Source organism: Streptomyces sp. RLA012 (genome assembly GCF_056270325.1).
In genome coordinates this window covers 2,458,327-2,478,134 of sequence record NZ_JBWDPA010000002.1, presented here as the reverse complement: position 1 = coordinate 2,478,134, position 19,808 = coordinate 2,458,327, and the positions used below count along the sequence as shown (strand labels likewise).

Annotated in this window: 10 protein-coding genes and 1 pseudogene; 3 read left to right on the top strand and 8 right to left on the bottom strand. The window is 72.8% G+C overall.

The annotated features are described in order from the left end of the window. Window position 1: 1 nt before the first annotated feature. The 5 genes from RV986_RS11625 to RV986_RS11605 all read right to left on the bottom strand — a co-directional run bounded on the left by RV986_RS11625 (window position 2) and on the right by RV986_RS11605 (window position 14,262). Window positions 2–367 carry an acyl carrier protein gene (locus RV986_RS11625; RefSeq protein ID WP_475917313.1) on the bottom strand — a complete coding sequence of 122 codons (366 nt, stop codon included), beginning with the start codon at window positions 365–367 and terminating at the stop codon, window positions 2–4. Then, window positions 357–4,940 (bottom strand): beta-ketoacyl synthase N-terminal-like domain-containing protein, encoded by a 4,584-nt coding sequence (locus tag RV986_RS11620; protein ID WP_475917312.1) that lies wholly within the window; start codon window positions 4,938–4,940, stop codon window positions 357–359. The genes RV986_RS11625 and RV986_RS11620 overlap by 11 nt, the downstream gene beginning before the upstream one ends. 5 nt (window positions 4,941–4,945) lie before the next feature. Beyond that, window positions 4,946–12,019, bottom strand: a complete 7,074-nt coding sequence (locus RV986_RS11615) for an SDR family NAD(P)-dependent oxidoreductase (protein ID WP_475917311.1) — start codon at window positions 12,017–12,019, stop codon at window positions 4,946–4,948. A 606-nt stretch (window positions 12,020–12,625) separates the two neighbouring features. Continuing rightward, a complete protein-coding gene (locus RV986_RS11610) occupies window positions 12,626–12,832 on the bottom strand; it encodes a hypothetical protein (RefSeq protein WP_475917310.1) in 207 nt (68 codons plus the stop codon). 206 nt (window positions 12,833–13,038) lie between these two features. Further along, window positions 13,039–14,262 (bottom strand): RNA-guided endonuclease InsQ/TnpB family protein, encoded by a 1,224-nt coding sequence (locus tag RV986_RS11605; protein WP_475917309.1) that lies wholly within the window; start codon window positions 14,260–14,262, stop codon window positions 13,039–13,041. On the opposite strand from RV986_RS11605, the gene tnpA reads away from it, so the two are divergent. Continuing rightward, window positions 14,261–14,707 carry an IS200/IS605 family transposase gene (gene tnpA / locus RV986_RS11600; protein ID WP_475917308.1) on the top strand — a complete coding sequence of 149 codons (447 nt, stop codon included), beginning with the start codon at window positions 14,261–14,263 and terminating at the stop codon, window positions 14,705–14,707. The genes RV986_RS11605 and tnpA overlap by 2 nt on opposite strands. Window positions 14,708–14,871: 164 nt before the next feature. Here the strand turns inward: tnpA and RV986_RS11595 are convergent. The 3 genes and pseudogenes from RV986_RS11595 to RV986_RS11585 all read right to left on the bottom strand — a co-directional run. Next, window positions 14,872–15,371: pseudogene (locus tag RV986_RS11595) on the bottom strand (FAD:protein FMN transferase); the annotation flags it as partial. Window positions 15,372–15,375: 4 nt separating this feature from the next. Continuing rightward, a complete protein-coding gene (locus tag RV986_RS11590) occupies window positions 15,376–15,873 on the bottom strand; it encodes an FMN-binding protein (protein ID WP_475917307.1) in 498 nt (165 codons plus the stop codon). A gap of 10 nt (window positions 15,874–15,883) precedes the next feature. Continuing rightward, window positions 15,884–17,221 carry a ferredoxin reductase family protein gene (locus RV986_RS11585; protein WP_475917306.1) on the bottom strand — a complete coding sequence of 446 codons (1,338 nt, stop codon included), beginning with the start codon at window positions 17,219–17,221 and terminating at the stop codon, window positions 15,884–15,886. A gap of 90 nt (window positions 17,222–17,311) precedes the next feature. Between RV986_RS11585 and RV986_RS11580 the strand changes: the two genes are divergently transcribed. After that, on the top strand, window positions 17,312–18,079 hold the full coding sequence (locus RV986_RS11580) for a response regulator transcription factor (protein WP_475917305.1): 768 nt from the start codon (window positions 17,312–17,314) through the stop codon (window positions 18,077–18,079). After that, the gene (locus tag RV986_RS11575; protein WP_475917304.1) at window positions 18,076–19,587 is read left to right on the top strand and encodes a sensor histidine kinase; all 1,512 of its coding nucleotides are present in this window, start codon (window positions 18,076–18,078) and stop codon (window positions 19,585–19,587) included. The genes RV986_RS11580 and RV986_RS11575 overlap by 4 nt, the downstream gene beginning before the upstream one ends. The last annotated feature ends 221 nt before the right edge of the window (window positions 19,588–19,808 follow it).

Below are 19,808 nucleotides of genomic sequence, written 5' to 3'. Positions count from 1 at the left end.
GTCAGCCCACCTCCGCGGCGGTGGGCGAGTCGACGCCGAGCGAGTCCACGACATGGCCGACGAGATCGCCGACGGTCAGCGCGATGATCTCCTCAAGTCCGCGGTCGGCGATGAACGCGGCGAAGTTGACGCGCTCGCCGTAGAACTCGCGCAGCTGGGCGGAGAGGGTGACGAGATCGATGCTCTCCAGTTCGAGGTCGTCGTGGAAGGACGTGTCGAGGGCGATCTCGGAGTCGTCGAGCCCGTACTCCTCCAGCACGGCGCGCAGGATGACCGAGATGTCCGCGAGTACGGTCTCCTGGTCGGGAGCCGCCGTGGTCCGTTCCCCGTCCGACGGGGCCACGGGGCGGTCGAGTTCAGTGGTCATCTTCGGTCTCCTGATCGTTGACGGCCGTCCAGGCCACGACGTATTCGGTGCCGGGCCGGCCGGACGGCTGGGGGGTGGTCAGCGCACGGTGCCGCACGCGGTACTCCTCCTCCGCGGTGCGGACCGTCAGTGCGGTGTCGTCGGCCGCGGTGACCTCGAACCGCTTGGGCTCGCCGCCGAGTCCGGTGCCGCGCGCCTTCGCGACGGCTTCCTTGGCGGCCCAGAAACGGGTGAACCAGAGGCGCTGCGGGGCCGCTCCGGGCACCCGGGTGAGGGTGTGGAGCAACTCGCGCTCGGGAGTGGTCAGGACGACGTCGAGGGTGCCCTCGGGGCGGTCGGTGACCTCCTCGATGTCGATGCCGCAGGGCCCCTCGGTCCTGGCCAGTGCCACGGCCGTCTCGCCGCGGTGGGCGATCGAGACATGCAGCGCGGGCAGGGTCCTGCCGTAGCCGCCGGTGACGAAGGGGCGGCCGGCCGGGTCGTTGCCGACCCGCACCTCGGAGGGGTAGACGGGACCGGCGCCGTCGTCCCACATCAGCTGCCGCACCGCGTCCTTGACGGCGATCCGGCCGAGCAGCCACTGCCGACGGCCGCGCGGGGCGTGCGCCGCGTACCGTTCGCGCTCCTCGCCCGCCAGGATGTTCCGCATGATCAGCTCCCGGGTGGCCAGATCGGGCCACTCCTCGTGGACCAGCGCCCAGCCGCCGGGCTGCATCCGCGACAGCGTGTACCGCTCGGGCTCCCGGTCCACCTTGCGGATCCGCGGATTGCTGTCGAAACGGCGGTCCTGCCAGCCACGGAACTCCGCCCACACCCGCCCCCGGTGGACGAGCTGCATGTCGGCCTCCAGCGTGGCGTCGGTGACCGAGGTGATCCGGATCAGGCACTCCAGGCGCTCGCCGGGAGCGGGGTGCGGGCCGTGGAAGCGGATCTCCTTCATACCGACCGGGAACACCGTCGTCCGCACCGGCTGCCGCGCCATGATCCAGTAGCCGAGGAGCTGTCCCACGTTGTCCAGCAGGGCGCCCGGCGCGGGCGGGGTGACGAGCACCCCGCGTACGTGCCGCTCGCCGACCGCGGTCAGCTCGCTCACGCCCTGGAAGCGCGGCCCGTGGAACATCCAGCGGTGCGAGTACAGCTCCGCCGCCGTCAGCTCGGGCTTCTCCTCCTGCGTGGCGGGGAACGTCCAGGGTGCGGGAGGCGTGGACCGCCGTTCCTCCGGGGCGAGTTCGACCACCGCCCGGGCGAATGCCCCGAGCGAGGCGGCGACCCGGTCGGGGCCCTCGGGGACGATCCGTACGGGGATGTCGACCGCCGGAGTGGCGGTGATCCACTGGTGCAGCCGTACGTCGTGGACGGCCACGGCGCGGCGGCCGGGGGCCGCCCGCTCGGCGAAGTCCATGAGGTGGGCGATCACGGTGGTGCCCGGGACCACGGGCCAGCGGTCGGCGGGCTCGGCCCGCTCGGGCTGCCGGAAGAAGCAGTGGTCCAGGAGGTACGGCATGGTGTCGACGGAGACGTGGAGGGTGGCTTCGAGGGGCCGGGGACCGGGGCCGGGCCCGGGGACGGGGGGCGCGGACGGGCGAGGGCCGGGTGCGTTCGTGACGGCCGTGGCGCCCACTGTGGCGCCCGTACGGGGACCGGGCGCGGCACCGGCACGGGTGGCCCCGGGGCCACGTCGGCTCGCGCTCACCACGTCGGAGGCGAGCGTTGTCGCGTCCCGCAGCAGTGCGGACAACTCCGCGCCCAGCAGGCCCTGTTCGTCGAGGGCGCCGAGGCCGCCGAGGTCCTGGGCGGCGGCGGCCGGGGTGCGGTGGTGGCGGGTCAGCGTGGCGCCCACCCGCCGACGGGTCTCCGCGTCCAGGGAGATGTTGGCCCCGCCGAGGTCCAGCCGGACCGGCCGGCCCGCCCGGCGCCCGGGGCGCGCGGGCGCGGCCGAGGCCCTGCCCAGCAGCGGGGAGAGGTCCGGTGCCGCTCCGTCGGCCCACAACGCGGTCGCCACCCGGTGGAGTTGGGGCAGACCCGAGCGGTGCGGGGAGTGTGCGGGGACCACGAGGTGGTCGCGGCCGTGCAGGGTGTCGGCGATGAGCGAACCGAGCTGTCCCGCCCCGAGCTGGACGAACGCGCGGAAGCCCGCCGCGTACATCGTGTCCACCAGCGGCCGGAAGCGGACCGGCTCCAGCAGATGGCGGATGAACAGGTCACGGACGGCGGCCGGTTCGTGCGGATAGGGGGCGACGGTCGTCGCGGACCACAGCGGCAGCGCGGCCGGGTGGAGGGTGTAGGTCTCGGCGGCCTCCTTGATCGGGCCGAGGTAGGGCTCCAGCATCGGCGTGTGGAAGCCGGAGCGGAACGGCAGGATCTGCGAGACCACCGCCCGGGACCGGAACAGGGCGACGAGTTCGGCCACGGCGGGCTCCGGGCCGCAGATCATCGACTGGTTGGGCGCGTTGTCGTGGGAGAGGACCACGTCCGTGCGGCCCGCCAGCTCCGTCAGCACCTGCTCGGCGGGTGCGCCGATCGCCGCGAAGGCCAGCCCCGGAACGCTCAGCGCGTCGGGGTCGAAGCGGGCGAGGAAGGCGTCGACCTCCTTTGGCGCGTGGATGCCGGCGACGGCCATCGCGGTCCACTCGCCGAGGCTGTGTCCGGCGAGCGCGTCCGGTACGACGCCGAGCCTGCGCAGCGCGCTGTCGAGCAGCCGCCCGAGTTCGAAGACGCCGGTGCCCTGCCGGCCCACGTCGCCCACGGTGGCGTCGGCGACGGCGCGTGACCAGGGCAGTGCGAAGTGCCGGGCGATGTCCCCGGAGTTGGGCGCGAACTCGGCCTCAAGACCGGGGAAGACGAACGCGAGCTTCCCGCCGCCGGGCCCCAGCAGGGGGCGCGGCACGAACCACACGTCGTTGCGGCCCCGCCATCCCTTGCCCTTGGCGACCGCCTTGCGGGCCAGCGCCAGCCGTTTCGCGGTGGGCCCGACGACGGCGAGCCGTACCGGGTCGGAGGTGGGCGCGCGTTCGTCGAGTCCGGCGGCGAGGATCGCGGAGTCGGAGCGGTCCAGCAGCGCGGCCATCGCCTCGGGGCTCGGCGCGGTCAGCCGCAGCACCTGTTCCGGTTCGTACACCTGGACGGTCTCGACCGTCCGCGCCGCGACCTCTTCGAGCACCACGTGCGCGTTGATGCCGCCGAACCCGAAGGCGTTCACGGCGGCCCGGCGTACGGGCTGGCGGGTGTCGGGCAGCCAGCGGCGGGCGGCGCCGATGGGGGTGAACCGGGTGCGGGCCAGGGCCGGGTGCGGGTCCTCGCAGTGCAGGGTCGGCGGCAGTATCCCGTGGTGCACGGCGAGCGCGGCCTTGATGAGCCCGGCGACGCCCGCGGCGGGCATGGTGTGGCCGATCATCGACTTCACCGAGCCGATGACGGCGGCCGGTTCGTCCGCGCCGGTGCCCTTCGCCGACGGCGGCCCGAACACCTCGGCGAGCGTGGTGAGCTCGGTGCCGTCGCCGGCCGGGGTGGCGGTGCCGTGCGCCTCCAGGAGCCCGATCGAGCCGGGCGCGGCCGGGTCGAGCCCGGCGGCCTCCCAGGCCTGACGGACCGCACGGACCTGGCCACCGGAATCGGGGGCCATCAGACTGGTCGTACGGCCGTCGGAGGCGACGCCGGTACCGGTGATCGCGGCGTAGATCCGGTCGCCGTCCCGCTCGGCGTCGGCGAGCCGCTTGAGGACGACCACACCGGTGCCCTCACCGATCAGCACCCCGTCCGCGCCCTGGTGGAACGGCCGGATGCGCTCGCTCGGCGAGAGCGCGCCGAGCTGGCTGAACACGCTCCAGAAGGTGATGTCGTGGCAGTGGTGCACCCCGCCCGCGAGCATCACGTCACACCGCCGGTCGGCGAGTTCGCGTACCGCGTGGTCGACGGCGATGAGCGAGGAGGCGCAGGCCGCGTCCACGGTGTAGGCGGGACCGCGCAGATCGAGCCGGCCCGCCAGCCGGGACGCGGCCAGGTTGGGCACAAGACCGATCGACGACTCCGGCGCCTCGGGCCCGAGCCGGTCGGTGAACGCCTGCCGCACGGCCTCCAACTGGTCGGCGCCGAGGTCGGGCAGCAGCTCGCCCAGGGTGCGCACGAGCTGGCTCGCGGTCCGCACCCGCTGGTCGAGCCGGACCAGGCCGGGGGTGAGATAGCCGCCCCGGCCGAGCACCACGCCGACCCGGTGCCGGTCGGCGGGCAGCCGGTCCGGGCCGCCCGCGTCGGCGAGGGCCTGCGCGGCCACCCGCAGCGCGATCAGCTGGTCGGGCTCGGTGGCCGGGACCGCGGCCGGCATGATCCCGTACTCGGTGACGTCCATCTCGGCCAGCTCGTCCACGAAACCGCCGCGCCGGCAGTAGACCCGGTCGGCGCGTGGCTCGGCGCCCGGCGCGTAGTACTCGTCCGCGTCCCAGCGGCCCGGCGGCACCTCGGTGATGGCATCGACGCCGGAGACCAGGTTGTGCCAGTACGTGGCGAGGTCGGGGGCGCCGGGGAAGAGCACCGACATGCCGACGATCGCGACGGGTTCGGCGCGCGCACCGGTCACGCCGGTCACCAGCCCGACGCGGTGTAGACGACGGCGGTGTCGCCCTCGGGGCCCCAGGCCAGCTCGCGCAGCAGGCTCATGGTGCCTTCCTCGGGGTCGATGAGCTGGATGCCGCGGCTCGCGTAGTGCCGCATCAGCTCGGGGGTGACCATGCCGTGGTTGCCGTCGCCGGTCGGCGCCCAGGGGCCCCAGTGGACGGTCAGCCCGCGGCGGCCCGCACCGGCCTCCGCCCAGCGGGCGCCGAGGGTCTCCAGGGCGTCGTTGGCGGCGGCGTAGTCGGACTGGCCGCGGTTGCCGAGGGTCGCGGCGATGCTGCCGAACAGCACCGCGAAGCGGGGGCCCTCTTCGTCCGGCAACTCGCCCAGCGCGTCGAGCAGTTCGCGCGCGCCGTCGGCCTTCGTACGGAACACCCGGTCGTACGACCGGGGGCTCTTCTCGGCGATCAGCTTGTCCTCGATCACGCCCGCCGCGTACACGACACCGTCGAGTCGGCCGTGCTCGGCGTGGATCTCCTTCAGTGCCCGGCGCACGGAGTCGCCGTCCAGCGCGTCCACGGCGCGGTAGCGCACCTCGGAGCCGAGCGCGGCGAGCCCGCGCAGGGTGGAGCGCACCTCGCGTACGGCCTGGATCCGGCCGATCTCCCGCTCGATCTCGGCGGGAACGCGCAGACCGCCCGCGATGAGCGCGGTGCGCAGTTCGCCCGTGGTGCTCGCGGCGGCGAGTGCGGGGTCCTCCTCGCCCTCGGGCAGCGCGGTCCGGCCGAACAGCTCGATCCGGCAGCGGCTCGCGGCGGCCAGGGTCGCGGCGAACCGGGCGGTGATGCCCCGGGCGCCGCCCACCAGCAGCACCACCGAGTCGGAGTCGAGGCCGAGCGCGGCGGCCTCGGCGGCACCGTCACCGGCCGGGCCCGCGCCCGTGCTGCCGAGCAGGCCCAGCCCCTCCTCGGTCATGCGCAGCCCGCGGCGGGTGCCGGGGGAGCGCAGGACGACCGGCTCGCGATCGGCCGCGGTGAGTTCGGCGACGAGCCCGGCGGCGATGTCCTGCGGCGCGGTGCCGGGCGCGTGCTCCACGACCCGGGCCACGGTGTCGGGGTACTCCCGGGCGACGGAGCGGAAGAAGCCGCGCAGTCCGGCCGAGGCGCCCGTGGCCAGCACCCAGCGCGGGTCGCCCGCCAGCACCCGCTGGTACACGGGGAACACGTCCGGCAGCACGGGCGGGGCGTCCGGTGCGACGAGGTGGACGAGACCGTCGAACGTTCCGTCGGCCGGGGGCTCCTCGGCGACCACCGCGTGCGCGCCGTGCACGGAGAGACGGGCGGTCAGCTCCTCCGCGAGCGGGCCGGACGGCCCGAGCAACAGGAAGGTGCGGCCGATCAGCTGGTCGTCGGTGGGCGCGGGTCCGGTGGGGCCGAGGTCGAACTCCTTCATCACGAGGCGCTTGGGCGCCACGACGACGGGCTCGGGGGCGGCCGGGTCGGTTTGCGGTCCGGTTTCCTGGCCGGCGGGCTCGGCCGCCTCGCCCGCCACCAGCGCGGCGATGCTCGCGGCCGTACGCGCCTTGGCCAGCTCCTCGATGTCGCTGTCGCCGGTCGCGGTCAGCCCGAGACGACTCGCCAGCTCGCCCGCTATCTCGGCTCTCTTGATGGAGTCGACGCTGAGGTCGGCTTCGAGGTCGAGGTCGGGTTCGATCATGTCGACCGGGTAGCCCGTGCGCTCGCCGATCACGTCGAGGACGAGCGCGAGGACGGACTCCGCGGTCGGCGCGGCGCTCACGGAGGCAGTGGCGCCCACGGGAGCCGGGCCGGCTCCCGGGCCGGTGACCCGCTCGACCAGCGCGGTGATCGCGGCCGCCGTACGGGCCTTCGTCAGCTCTTCCACGTCGGTGTCGCCGGTCGCGGTGAGCCCGAGACGGGTGGCCAGCTCGCCCGCTATCTCGGCTCTCTTGATGGAGTCGACGCTGAGGTCGGCCTCCAGGTCGAGGTCCGGTTCGATCATGTCCACGGGGTAGCCGGTCCGCTCGCCGATCACGTCGAGCACGACCGACAGCACCGAGCCACCCTGGAGCACCCCGGCGGGTACCGACGCGGCGGTGGGCACCGCCACGGACGCCGGGACGGCGGGCAGCGCGGTCACGGTGACGGGAGCGTCGGCATAGGTGACCGGGGCGGGGAGGGCGGGCCGCACCCCCGGGTCCGCTCCCAGATACCCCAGCATCACATCCCGCTGCGCCGCGATCATCTCCCGGCTCGTCCGCAGGAACTCGCTGATCAGGGCCTCGGAGCCGGTGGGCGCCGCCCCCGGTCCGACTGAGCTGCTGTGAGTCACGAGGGCCTCCGGGACGCGCTCGGCGGGGTGGAGTGCGGCGGCGGGGATCGCGCCGTCCGCCGTACGGATCAGATGGCCGTCGACGGTCCAGGCGGCCCGTTTGGGGCGCGGGGCACGGGCGGCGGCGGTGACCGCGTCCCGGCCCTGGAAGAGCCACGAGGTCCTGACGTCCACACCGGCGACGGCCAGTTGGGCGAGCGCGGCGAGGAACCCGGAGAGACCGGTGCGCCGGCCGTCCTCCAGGGCCACCGTGCGGTGCGGCCGGTCACCGAGGACCGCGCCCACCAGCCGGGTCAGCACCGAGCCCGGTCCGGCCTCGACGAAGACCCGGGCCCCGGCCTCGTACATCGCCTCGATCTGGTCGGCGAACCGGACCGGCGCGCCGATCTGGGCGGCGAGTTCGGCCCGGATCCCCTCGGGGCTCCGCGGGTAGTGGGCGGCCGTACGGTTCGACCAGACCGGGAAGTCGGGCGAGTCGAAGGGGACTTCGGCGAGCACCTCGGCGAAGGTCTCGCCCGCCGGGGCCACCAGCGGGCTGTGGAACGCGCAGGCGACCGGGATGCGCTGGGCGCCGAGTCCCTGGGCGCGCAGCCGTTCCACGGCGCTGAGGACGTCCTCGGTGGGTCCCGAAATGACCGTCTGGAGCGGCGAGTTGCGGTTGGCCGTGACCACGGATCCGGCGAGGCCCGCTTCGGCGAGGGCCGCCGCGACCTCCGGTTCGCCCGCGGAGACCGCGGCCATGGTGCCGGAGTCGCCGTCGCTCGTCGCGGCCAGGATGGCGGCGGCCCGCTCGCGGCTGACCCGCAGCAGGGCGTCGGGGGTGAGGGCGCCCGCCGCGGCCAGCGCGGCCAGTTCGCCGTAGCTGTGGCCCGCGGCCATCGCCGGGCGCACACCGGCCCGGGTGAGGAGCTGGAACGCGGCGAGTCCGGTCAGACCGAGCGCGGGCTGCGCGACGGTGGTGTCGGTGATCCGCTCCTGCTGCTCCTTGCGGCCCGTCTCGTCGAAGGCGGTCGGCGGGAAGAGGATCCGGGCCGTCGCCTCGTCGAGCCGCAGCCCGCGCTGGAGTTCGGGGAACGCCACGAACAGCTCGGCGAACATCCCGGGCCGCTGGCTGCCCTGGCCGGGGAAGAGCAGCGCCACCTCACCCGTCTCGCCGTCGTCGGCGATGAACAGCCCTTCCTTCGGCGCGCGTTCGCCCGCGATCGCCCGGCGCAGCAGCGCCGTCAGTTCCCCGGTCGACCGGGCCACCAGGGCGATCCAGGCCCGGGCGCCCCGGGTGGCGGTCGACTCGGACCGCCGGGACGCGGCGAGCGCGAAGTCCCGCAGCCGCCACGGCTCGTAGGGGCCGGAGGCCGTCTCCACCAGGGTGAGCAGCTCGCTCGCGGCCCGTACGGCCGTGGCCCGGTCCGCGCCCCGGAAGGTGAACAGTTCGGCGGGCCACTGCTGGGCCGCGGTGACCGGCGGCGGACCGTCCTCGTAGGCCCGCAGCACGACGTGGAAGTTGGTGCCGCCGAAGCCGAAGGCGCTGACCCCGGCGACCCGCTCCGCCGGGGCGGCCGGCCAGGGGCGGGCCTCGGTGTGGAAGGCGAACGGGCTGCTCTGCGCGTCCCAGGCCGGGTTCGGCTCGGTGAGGTGCAGGGTCGGCGGCTTCACACCGGTGTGCAGGGCGAGCGAGGTCTTGATCAGTCCGGCGAGTCCGGCCGCGCACTTGGTGTGCCCGATCTGCGACTTGACCGAGCCGAGCGCGCACGCGCCGGGTACGGCCCTGGCCTCCTCGAACACCTTGGTGAGGGAGCCGAGTTCGGTGCGGTCGCCGACGACGGTGCCGGTGCCGTGCGCCTCGACGAGCCCGACCTCGGCGGGCGAGACGCCCGCGTTGCGGTAGGCCCGGGTCAGCGCGTTGTACTGGCCCTCGGGCCGGGGCGCGGTCAGGCCGAGGGCCCGGCCGTCGCTGGCGCTGCCGACGCCCTTGATGACCGCGTACACCCGGTCGCCGTCCCGCTCGGCGTCCGCGAGCCGCTTGAGGACCACACAGCCGACGCCCTCGCCCAGCGCGATGCCGTCGGCGGCGCTGTCGAAGGGCGCGGAGCGGCCGGAGGGCGAGAGGGCGTGCGCGGAGGCGAACAGCAGGTAGTCGTTGATGCCGTTGTGCATGTCGGCGCCGCCGCACAGCACCAGGTCGCTCGTCCCGCTCACCAGTTCCTTGCACGCCACGTCGACGGCGGTGAGGGAGGAGGCGCAGGCGGCGTCCACGGTGTAGTTGGCGCCGCCGAGGTCGAGGCGGTTGGCGATCCGGCCCGCGATGACATTGGCCAGGATGCCGGGGAAGGAGTCCTCGGTGAGCCGCGGCAGCCGCTCGTCCAGCGCGGGCGGCAGACTGCCCAGGTACGCGGGCAGTACGGACCGCAGGGTCATGGCGTTGGACAGGTCGCTGCCCGCCTCCGCGCCGAACACGACCGACGCGCGGGCCCGGTCGAAGGGCCGGCTGCCGTAGCCGGAGTCGTCCAGGGCGCGCCGCGCGGCCTCCAGGGCCAGCAGCTGCACCGGCTCGATCGCGGGCAGCGAGGCGGGCGGGATGCCGTACCGCAGCGGCTCGAAGGGGATCTCGGGGAGGAAGCCGCCCCAGCGGGACGGGGTCTTCTCCCCGGCGCCCTTCGGGTCGTGATAGAGGTCGGCGTCCCAGCGGGTCGCGGGCACCTCGGTGACGGCGTCCTCGCCCGCCAGGACGTTCGCCCAGAAGGTGGCGAGGTCGGGGGCGCCGGGGAACATGCAGGCCATGCCGACGACGGCGATGTCCAGCGGTTCGGGGGTGGGTTCGAGGGCCGGTTCCGCGATGCCCAGGGCCTCCAGCCGTGCCGCCAGGAAGCCGGCCGCGCCGGTGGTGACCGAGGCGTGCAGCTCGCCGACGGTGGTGACGGCCGAGCGCAGCACGGCGACCTCGCCGGCCATGAACATGCCCTCGGCGAGCTGTCTGTCCTCGCCGACCGCGCTCAGCTCGCCGTCGACCCGCTCGATGCCCTTGCTGGCCAGCCGCAGCCGCCCCACGTTGAGCTGCTCCAGTTGCTCCCAGGCCTCGCGGCCGGGTACCTCACGGGCGGCCAGCTCCTCCTTGACGGCGGCGAACTCGTCCGTGAACGGGCTGTGCACACAGCGGGTGGCGTGCCCGGGCGCGGTCTCCAGGAGGTCGGTGCGCTCGGCGTCGACGACCTGCCGCTGGAACAGGGGCAGCACCGCGCCCGCGCTCACGGCCTCCTCGGTGAACAGGTACGCCGTGCCCATCAGCACGCCCACCGCGGCACCCCGGGCGCTCAGCGGGGCGGCGAGGGCGGTGACCATGGCGGCGGAGCGCTCGTCGTGCACCCCGCCTGCGAAGAGCAGCCGCAGCTCGGCGGCGGTGCCGTTCTTCGCGCCCGCCAGGAAGTCGTCGAGCACCCCGAGCTGGGCCTCCCACAGCGGGAAGCTGTTGCGCGGGCCGACATGGCCGCCGCACTCGGCGCCCTCGAAGATGAACTTGCGCGCGCCCGCCTCCAGGAACTGCTTCAGCAGCCCCGGCGAGGGCACGTGCAGGAAGGTGGAGATGCCCACCTCCTCCAGCGCGGCGGCCTGCGCGGGCCGGCCGCCCGCGATGATCGCGTGGGACGGGCGGATCTCCCGTACGACCTCCAGCTGGGCGGCCTTGATCTCCTCGGCGGCGAAGCCGAGGACGCCGACGCCCCAGGGCGCGTCCCCGAGGGCGTCCCTGGTCTGTTCCAGGACGGCCCGGGTCTGGTCGGCGCCGGAGAGCGCGAGGGCGATGAAGGGCAGCCCGCCGTGGGCGCTCACCTCGGCGGCGAACGCGGCCTGGTCGCTCACCCGGGTCATCGGCCCCTGGGCGACCGGCAGTTCGCTCCCGAAGGCGTGGCTGCCCGTACCGTCCGGAGCGAGGGCGGGACCCGCGCTCCTCAGCGCGTCGAGGACGGCGTCGCGTACGCCTCGTACGGCCGCGTGGACCGTGCCCCAGCGTTCCTGGAAGCGGGCGGCGAGGAAGCCGTCCTGGCCGACCTCGGGGGCGGCGGCGTCCTTCGGGGCACCCCGGCGCCGTACGACGCGGCGGCCGTCCTCCACGGTGGTCTCGGAGCCGTCGAGCCCGGTGAGCAGCGCGGCGGTCCCGGCGGGCAGTTCGGCCTCGGCCTCGGTGAGCAGGGCGAGCTGGGTGTCCAGCACGACTCCGGCGCCGCCGCCCGCGACGACGGCCGCGGCGGTGTACGGGCCCGCGCCGCCGCAGGCCCAGACCGGCAGGTCCAACCCGGCGTCGGTGAGGAGCTGTTGCAGCAGCACGAACGTGCTCAGTTCGCCCATGGGGCCGCCCGCCTCGTGGCCCCGGGCGATCAGCCCGTGCGCCCCGGCCGCGGCGGCCCGTAAGGCCTCCTCGTGCCCGGTCACCTCGACGAGTACGCGGTGGCTGGGGAAGTCGGCGGGCGTGCAGGTGGCATCCGCGGTCAGCAGGACGGTGTGCACACAGGCGGGGAGGTCCCGCGCGGGAAAGGCATCGTTGTCCGAGAGCCGTACGCCGAAGCCGGCGGCCGACCATTCCTCGGCGAGCGCGAGTTCCGTCGCCGCCCGGCGACCACCCGCGGTGAGGTCGAGCACCCCGAGACCGCCGGCCCGCACGGCGGCCGCGGTGACCCGTGCCGAGGGGACGGCGAACGGGTTCACGGCGATGACGATGTCCTCTACGGCAAACAGGCCGGAAGTATCGAAATTCGACACAGGCACGCGAACGCTCCAAATCGCACGAGAGTGAGGAATGGTGGGGGAGAGCGGCAGCGCTTGCGCTTCACAACAAGCCGACAGCCGATGCGAAGCACGCTCATGCTTATTGAGCATCCCGGTGAAAGTCAAACTCTCAAAGAGGCAGTACTTACCGGACGTAACACTGCTGACACAGCCACCGCGGATTCCTGACCGAGTACGCAACAAGGGCTTGTCTCAGGGGAGTTGAGCGTGTCGTTGATCGATCGCCGCGCAGCTCGGACCCCCGACTGGGCCTGCGCGGATGCCGTCTGACCAAAAGTCGGACAGGTCTGCCGTGTGGATCACGCGGAAACGCGTTGTTTCCCTCAATGTAAATTGAATCCTTCAACAGTTCCCCTAGTCATAATGAAAATTCACGCTGGGCAAAAGGGTTGGATTCGCCACTTGGGTGAGAATGGCCGCGATTCGTACTCGCCAGTAGGTTGGCTCGTTCGGTACACCCGGAGTGGAATCCGATCGTCCCCTTTCAGCGGTGCAGCCCGGCCGCGCGGGCGGCCGGGCTGTGGCTGGATCCGAAGGTGCCGGGGTGTCTGCGGCAGGGGATGCGCGAGGCGTTCTGTGTGGTGTTCACCAGCCGAACGGAGCCCCGGCCCCGTTCTCGTCGAGCTGCGTGGCGCCGTCCCTTCTGGCCGGATTCGGCACCCCCGAGTCGGTGGTGCCGAGGACGACCCGGGGCTCGGACCACCGGAACCAGGCGTGGACCGGGTCCTCGGCTCCTTCGAAGAACGGCGCGAACTCGGTGCCGTCGAGCGGGTGGAGGGGTTTTCCGGCCACCGGGGGCAGGGCGGGCGGGCAACCGGTGCTCGAACGGGACGCCGCCGCGGCGGGTCACTCGGCGTAGAACGTCGCGTCCGCCCTGGCGACCGTCGTGTCGGCGGGCTGGGTGTGGAGCAGGTAGTCAGGTAGTCGTAGTGCCGGAGTTGACTTGCTCCTCGGGCTGAAGCCCGAGGATTCTGGCCTTCTCGTCCGTTGCTGTGCCGCTACGCGGCACGGGGTTCGGGCGGGAGTCCGTGGCTTCCTGTTTCTTCGCGCTGTGCCGGGACGAGTCCTGGTCTTACCGGCGCTCCGCAGGCTGTCACCGCCAGTCCGGCGGCCGTTTTGACATTCTTCGCGGCGTTGTGGTCCCGGTCGTGGAGGGTGCCGCAGGCGGTGCAGGTCCATTCCCGGACGTTCAGGGGCTTGGGTCCGTCCTTGATACCGCAGGCCGAGCAGGTCTGGGAGGTCGGCTCGAACCGGCCGATCCTGACCACGGTCCGGCCGTACCGGGCCGCCTTGTACTCCAGCATGTGCACGAACGCCGACCATCCGGCGTCGTGGACACTTTTGGCCAGCCTGGTGCGTGCGAGTCCTTGGACCGCCAGGTCCTCCACACCGATCGCTTGGTTGTCGCGGATCAGCCGAGTGGAGAGCTGGTGGTGGAACTCGTGGCGGGCATCGGCCACCTTCGCGTGGGCGCGGGCGACCTTGAGGCGGGCCTTCTCGCGGTTCCTGGATCCCTTCTGCTTGCGGGACAGCTCCCGCTGGACTCTCTTCAGTTTCTTTTCCGCCCGGCGCAGAAACCGAGGACTGTCGATCTTCGTCCCGTCGGAGAGGACCGCAAAGTGGGTCAGGCCCAGGTCGATACCGACCGTCTGGCCGGTGCCGGGCAGCCGGGCGGCGTCCGCGGCCGGGTCGGTGTCGACGACGAACGAGGCGAAGTACCGTCCGGCCGCGTCCTTGACCACGGTGACCGAGGAGGGCTGCGCGGGCAGGGTGCGGGACCACTTCACCTTCACCGCGCCGATCTTCGGGAGGTTCAGCCTCCCGGAAGCGGTGACCGACCAGCGGGCATTGGCCGTGAAGCGGATCGACTGACGGCTGTCCTTGCGGGACTTGAACCGAGGCGCACCGGTCCTCGCGCCCCTCCGCCCGCCCTTGAGGGAGGCGAAGAAGTTCTTGTAGGCGGCCTCCGCGTCGCGCAGGGACTGCTGGAGCACCACCGCGGAGACCTCGCCCAGCCAGGACCGTGCAGCGGTCTGCTTCGCGGCGGTGATCAGCTTCCTGGACAACTCGCCGGCCGCCGGGAACGCTGCGCCCGCTTTGCGGGCGTCCTCGCGGGCACGCACCGTGTCGTTGAATACGACGCGGGCGCACCCGAACGCTTTGGCCAGCGCGAGGCGTTGGCCCGGTTCCGGGTACAGCCTGAAGGCGTACCGAAGCTGCATGACGGCCACACTATGTACTTGGGTTATCGGTGAGATGCAGAAGATCAGAACTGGCCGGCACTGTGCTTTTGTGATGCATGTCCACTTGGTCTTCGTGACCAAATTCCGGCACAGAGTGTTCACCGATACCCATCTGATGACGCGTATGGAGGAGATCATGCGGTCGGTGTGCGCGGACTTCGCATGCGAGATGGTGGAGTTCAACGGCGAGGACAACCACGTCCACCTCCTGGTGAACTTCCCGCCCAGGGTCGCCGTCACCAAGCTCGTCAACTCCCTCAAGGGCGTCTCCTCCCGCCGCCTGCGCCAGGAGTTCGCCGACCTCGTACGCCACTACTGGCGCGCCAGCAAGCTCTGGTCCGGGTCCTGCTTCGCCGGAACCGTCGGCGGCGCCCCGCTCTCCGTGGTCCGCCGGTACATCGAACAGCAGAACCGGCCCGTGTGAGCATCGCCCGGCTCTGCCGGGACCGGCCCTCGCGACGCTCCGCGCCACGGGTGGCGACCACACCATCCGGCTCCGCCGGACAGGAATCCGCGACGCTCCGCGACGCGACCATCAGATTCGCTTCACCATCGGGCTGAAGTCCGGTGCACTGCGAATGAATCCCGGTAGCGCGCGGAGGTCGCCACCGCGCCGTCGGTGATCTCCAGCACCGTGCACAGCCGGTCGGCCCGCTCGGGATGGCGTACGCCCACCCGCCAGGGACCGCCCGCGGCCACCACGTCACCACCGGCGTTCAGACAGAACCGGGAAGTCCCCCGGCCGGTGAGCAGGTTCGCGGCCCGCTGCACCGACCAGCCCCTCACCATCGCGCAGGGATCCAGGCCCCGGCCGGGCAGCCGCACGTCGAACGCGCCGCCGGTCGCGATCCGGTACTCCTCGCACAGGCCGAGGACCTCGGTCAGGTCCGGGCTGAGCTCGTGGGGGGGGGGGGGGTGAGCTCACCCCGGTCAAGGCGGGACACCTCGCTGTCCGCACGGAACGGGCTGAAGCGGGCGTCGACCTCGCGCAGCCACGCGAACACGGGGTCCGCGGTCTCCTCGGACGCGCTCTCGTCGTCGATCCGCAGCGAGACCGGGAACCCCATGACCTGTTCGACGCGCCGCATCCCGCTATCCCTTCGCGTCGAGGGCGGCCTGCAGCGACGTGAGGTATCCGTCGCTGGTGATCGTGGCGCCGGACACCGAGTCGATGTCGGCGCTCTGGGCCTGGAGCGTCTCCTGGATCAGCTTCGGCACGGCCGCCGTGGTCTGCGGGTGGTTCGGCTGCTGGAGCATCCGCACCGCACTGATCCTGTCGCCCTCGAAGGTCACCTCCACCTGTACGGCGCCCTTCTCGGTGTTCACGGTGGAGCCCTGGACCACCTGGGAGGACGAGGACACGGAAGCGGAGGACTCGGGTGACTCGGGTGACTCGGGTGACGCGGAGGACCCGGAGGACCCGGAGGACCCGGAGGACCCGGAGGACGTCGACGGGGAGGAGGCCGCGGACGGGGTCGAGGCGGGCGCGGCGATCTCGGTGGTCGTCGTCGTACCGTTCGACGGTGCGTAGCGCCACAGCGGGATCAGGCCCGCGATGGACAGGGCCACTACAGGCAGTGCTCGTTTCACGGTGTCTCTCTCATCCCGCCAGGCTGAAACGCTCGAAGTGGATCTGCGGCTTGGGCACGCCCAGGTCGCGCAGGGTGCGCAGTACCGCGCTCGTCATGGCGGGCGGACCGCACACGAAGACGTCCCGTTCGGCGACGTCCGGCACGAGCCGGGCGAGCTCACGCGGCGCCAGCTTGTCCGGCGTGGCCGGTCCGGTCACCACGTGCAGCTCGGCACCCTTGGCGTACGCGAGCTCCCGCAGTTCGTCGAGGAGCACCGCGTCCCGGTCCGTGGCCACCCGGTAGATGAGCACCACGTGGTCGTGCAGGTCCTCCAGCAGGGCCCGGATCGGGGTGATACCGACGCCGCCCGCGACGAGCAGGGTCTCGGAGCGGGTGCGGTGCAGGGTGGTGAAGGCGCCGTAGGGGCCCTCGGCGAAGACCCGCGTGCCCACCTTCAGGTGCCGCAGGGCCGCGGTGCCGTCGCCGGCCGTCTTCGCGGTCAGCCGCAGCCGGTTGCCGTCCGGCGCGGCCGACAGGGAGAACGGGTTCGCCTGCCACCACCGGTCCCTGGTCAGGAACCGCCACAGGAAGAACTGCCCCGCCCGTGCCGGCAGCCGGTCGAGGTCGCGCCCGGTGACGTAGATCGAGACGACGTTGTCGGACTCCGGGACGACGGCCGAGACCCGCAGTTGGTGGCGCAGGTTCCGCCACACCGGGAGGACCACCCGGCCCAGGAACACCGAGCCGAGCGCCACGCCCCACAGGCCCCACCAGTAGGCGGTGGCCGCGGACGAGGTGGTGAAGGTCGTACCGACCGCGACCTGGTGGGTGAAGGCCAGCACCACCGCCACATAGGTGTAGAGGTGGATGAAGTGCCAGGTCTCGTAGGCCAGCCGGCGCCGGGCGAAGCGGGCCGACACCCCGCCGATCACGAGGATCAGGGACAGCGCGACGATCGCCCGCAGCACACCCTCGGTCGTCGTGGCCAGCTCCACCAGCTCGTCCCAATAGGACGCCGACGCCGCACCCGCGTAGCCGAGGGTGATGAACAGCGCGTGCGACAGCAGCGTCCACAGCAGGCCGAAGCCGACCCAGCGGTGCCAGGAGGTCAGCCGGTCCATGCCGATGCGGTGGTCCAGCCACGGCAGGCGGGCGACCAGCAGCAGTTGGAAGGCCATCAGGAGCGCCCCGTAGAGGCCCGCCAGCCGGCCGAGCATGATCAGGGTGTCCGAGCCGGGCCCGGCCTGGAGGAAGAACACGGTCACGACGGCCGCGTTCGCGGCCAGCAGGGCGTACAGCCCGGTGCGGGCCACCACCTTCGGGCGTATCGCCGTCGGGGGCGGCTGGACACGTTCGACAGTGGTCACGGAGGGCAGCTCCTCGTTCGGGTGTGGGGACACCGAGCCTGCCGGTGGGAACTGTCGTTTTCCTGTCGCTCAACTTTCAAGTATTTATCGATGTGGATCAGAGACGTCGGCGGCTATGGCGTCGACGGCCACGTCACGCACTATGAGCAGGTGGAAAAAGTGCGCCTCCTGGTCGTGGACGACGACCCTCCCATAGCCGACCTGGTCGCGACGGTCGCCCGTTACGAGGGCTGGCAGGCGGTCACCGCGTACTCCGGCGAGGAGGCGTTGCGCAGGGCCGCCGAGTTCCACCCCGACATCGTGGTGCTCGACCTGATGCTGCCCGGCCTGGACGGATTCGCCGTCCTCGACCGGCTGCGGCAGTCCGGGACGATGGTGCCCGTCGTCTTCCTCACCGCCCGCGACGGCGTCGCCGACCGGGTCGCGGGCCTCACCCGGGGCGGCGACGACTACCTGGTCAAACCGTTCGCGGTGGAGGAACTCATGGCACGGCTGCGGACCGTGCTGCGGCGCGCCGCCGGGCCCGGCTTCCAGCGCTCCGTCCTGCGGGTCGCCGACCTGACCATGGACGAGGACACCCGTGAGGTCCGGCGCGACGACCGGCTGCTCACGCTCACCCCGACCGAGTACGAGGTCCTGCGCTATCTGATGCGCAAGTCACCCACCGTCCTGACCAAGGCCCAGATCCTCGACCATGTCTGGGAGTACGGCTTCGGCGGCCGCTCCAACGTCGTGGAGCTGGTCGTCAGCCGGCTGCGCCGCAAGCTGGACGACATCGGCGGCGACTCCGAGACGGGCGAGTCGCTCATCCACACCGTACGGGGCGTCGGATATGTGGTGCGGCAGGTCGCCGAGTGATCAGGCGCCTCGCGGGGACCCACCGACGACTGCGCCTGGGCACCCGGCTGGCCCTCGGCATGGGCGTGCTGTCGCTGGTCGTGTTCGCGGTCGTCGGCACGGCCCTGACGACGTACATGCGGGACTACCTCGAACGCCAGCTCGGCGAGCAGATGAAGCTCGTCCAGGTCACCCAGTCCAAGGACGCCCAGATGCACGGCACCGTACAGCGCCGGCCGTACTACGGCTGGTTCACCGCCGTGTACGACGTCTCGGGCGGTACGGCGGTGCTGCGCAAGCCCGCCGACGTGCCCCCGGACACCGCCGAACTGGCCGCCGCCGCCCAGGCACTGCCGGACGAGGGCGACGCGCACCTCGTGCGCACCGCGCACTTCGCGGGCGGGGGCACGTACAAGCTACGCGCCTGCGAGGTCGAACCCGGGGTGGTCCTGGTCACCGCGGCGCCCATGCAGGACATGCAGGCCACCATGCGGCAGCTGATCACGGTCCAGGTCGTCACCTTCGCGCTCGCCCTGCTGGGGCTCGTCGTGATCGGCCGGGCGGTGCTGCGGCGCGGTCTGCAGCCCTTCAGCGACATGGCCCACACCGCACGCGGCATCACCTCGCACAACCTGACCGGCTCCGCGGGGCTGGAGGCGCGGGCCGGGGGAGGACGGGGCGGACCCGAGGTCGAGGAACTGCGCACCGCGTTCAACACCATGCTGGAACACATCGACGACGCGCTCGCCGTCCGCACCGAGGCCGAACAGCGGCTGCGCCGGTTCGTCGCGGACGCCTCGCACGAGCTGCGCACACCCCTGATGTCCGTACGCGGCTACGCGGACCTCTTCCAGTACGCGGCGGCCAACGAGCCCGAGGAACGTGAGAAACACCTGGCCCGGCTGCGCGCCGAGGCCGCCAGGATGGGCGTACTCCTCGACGACCTGCTCCTGCTGGCCCGGCTGGACGCCGCCGAGGTGGAGACACCGCTGCGGCTGGAGGACGCGGACCTGACGGAGCTGGCGCGGGAGGCGGCGGACGCCTTCCGCGCGGGCCGGCCCGACCACACACTGTCCGTGACGGCCGGCCCCGACCCGGTGCGTCTGCGGCTGGACCCGCTGCGCATCCGCCAGGTCCTCGACAACCTGCTCAGCAACGCCGCCGTGCACACTCCGGCGGGGACCAAGGTGCGCCTGGAGGTGTCGGTCTCCTCCGACACGACACTCGCGGGGCGGGTCGGCCCGTCCGGGACGGTGGTGGTGGAGGAGGAGCGGGTCGGCCGGTCCGGGACGGCGGTGGTGCGGGTCTGCGACTCCGGGCCCGGGATTCCGGCCGCCGACCGGGAGCGGGTCTTCGACCGCTTCTACCGCGTCGACAAGGCCCGCAGCCGCGACCGCGGCGGCAGCGGGCTGGGCCTCGCGGTCGCCCGCTCACTGGTCCGGGCGCACGGCGGCAGCATCGAAGTGACCAGCCGCCCCGGCTCGACGGCGTTCACGATCCGCCTCCCCCTCCCGCCCGCGATCCCCTGAAGCAGGCACCCCCTGAGGCAGGCACCCCCTGAGGCAGGCACCCCCTGAGGCAGGCACCCCCTGAGGCAGGCACCCCTTGGCGGCTGGTGGCCCCACAGCGCGGCCACGATCTCGCTCCTGCCGACCGGTTCGTCGGCCCGCGCCGGCAGCACCGGTCGTTACAGCCCGGCGCCCCGCCCCGCCCCGTCGGCCGTCCGGGCCCGCGCGTTAGCCTTGGCTGT

Bases quoted from the DNA above. Each gene is read 5' to 3' on its own strand.
- tnpA (WP_475917308.1), top strand. From the start codon at position 14,261: ATGACGGCCACACTATGTACTTGGGTTATCGGTGAGATGCAGAAGATC.
- RV986_RS11580 (WP_475917305.1), top strand. From the start codon at position 17,312: ATGTGGATCAGAGACGTCGGCGGCTATGGCGTCGACGGCCACGTCACG.
- RV986_RS11625 (WP_475917313.1), bottom strand. From the start codon at position 367: ATGACCACTGAACTCGACCGCCCCGTGGCCCCGTCGGACGGGGAACGG.
- RV986_RS11605 (WP_475917309.1), bottom strand. From the start codon at position 14,262: ATGCAGCTTCGGTACGCCTTCAGGCTGTACCCGGAACCGGGCCAACGC.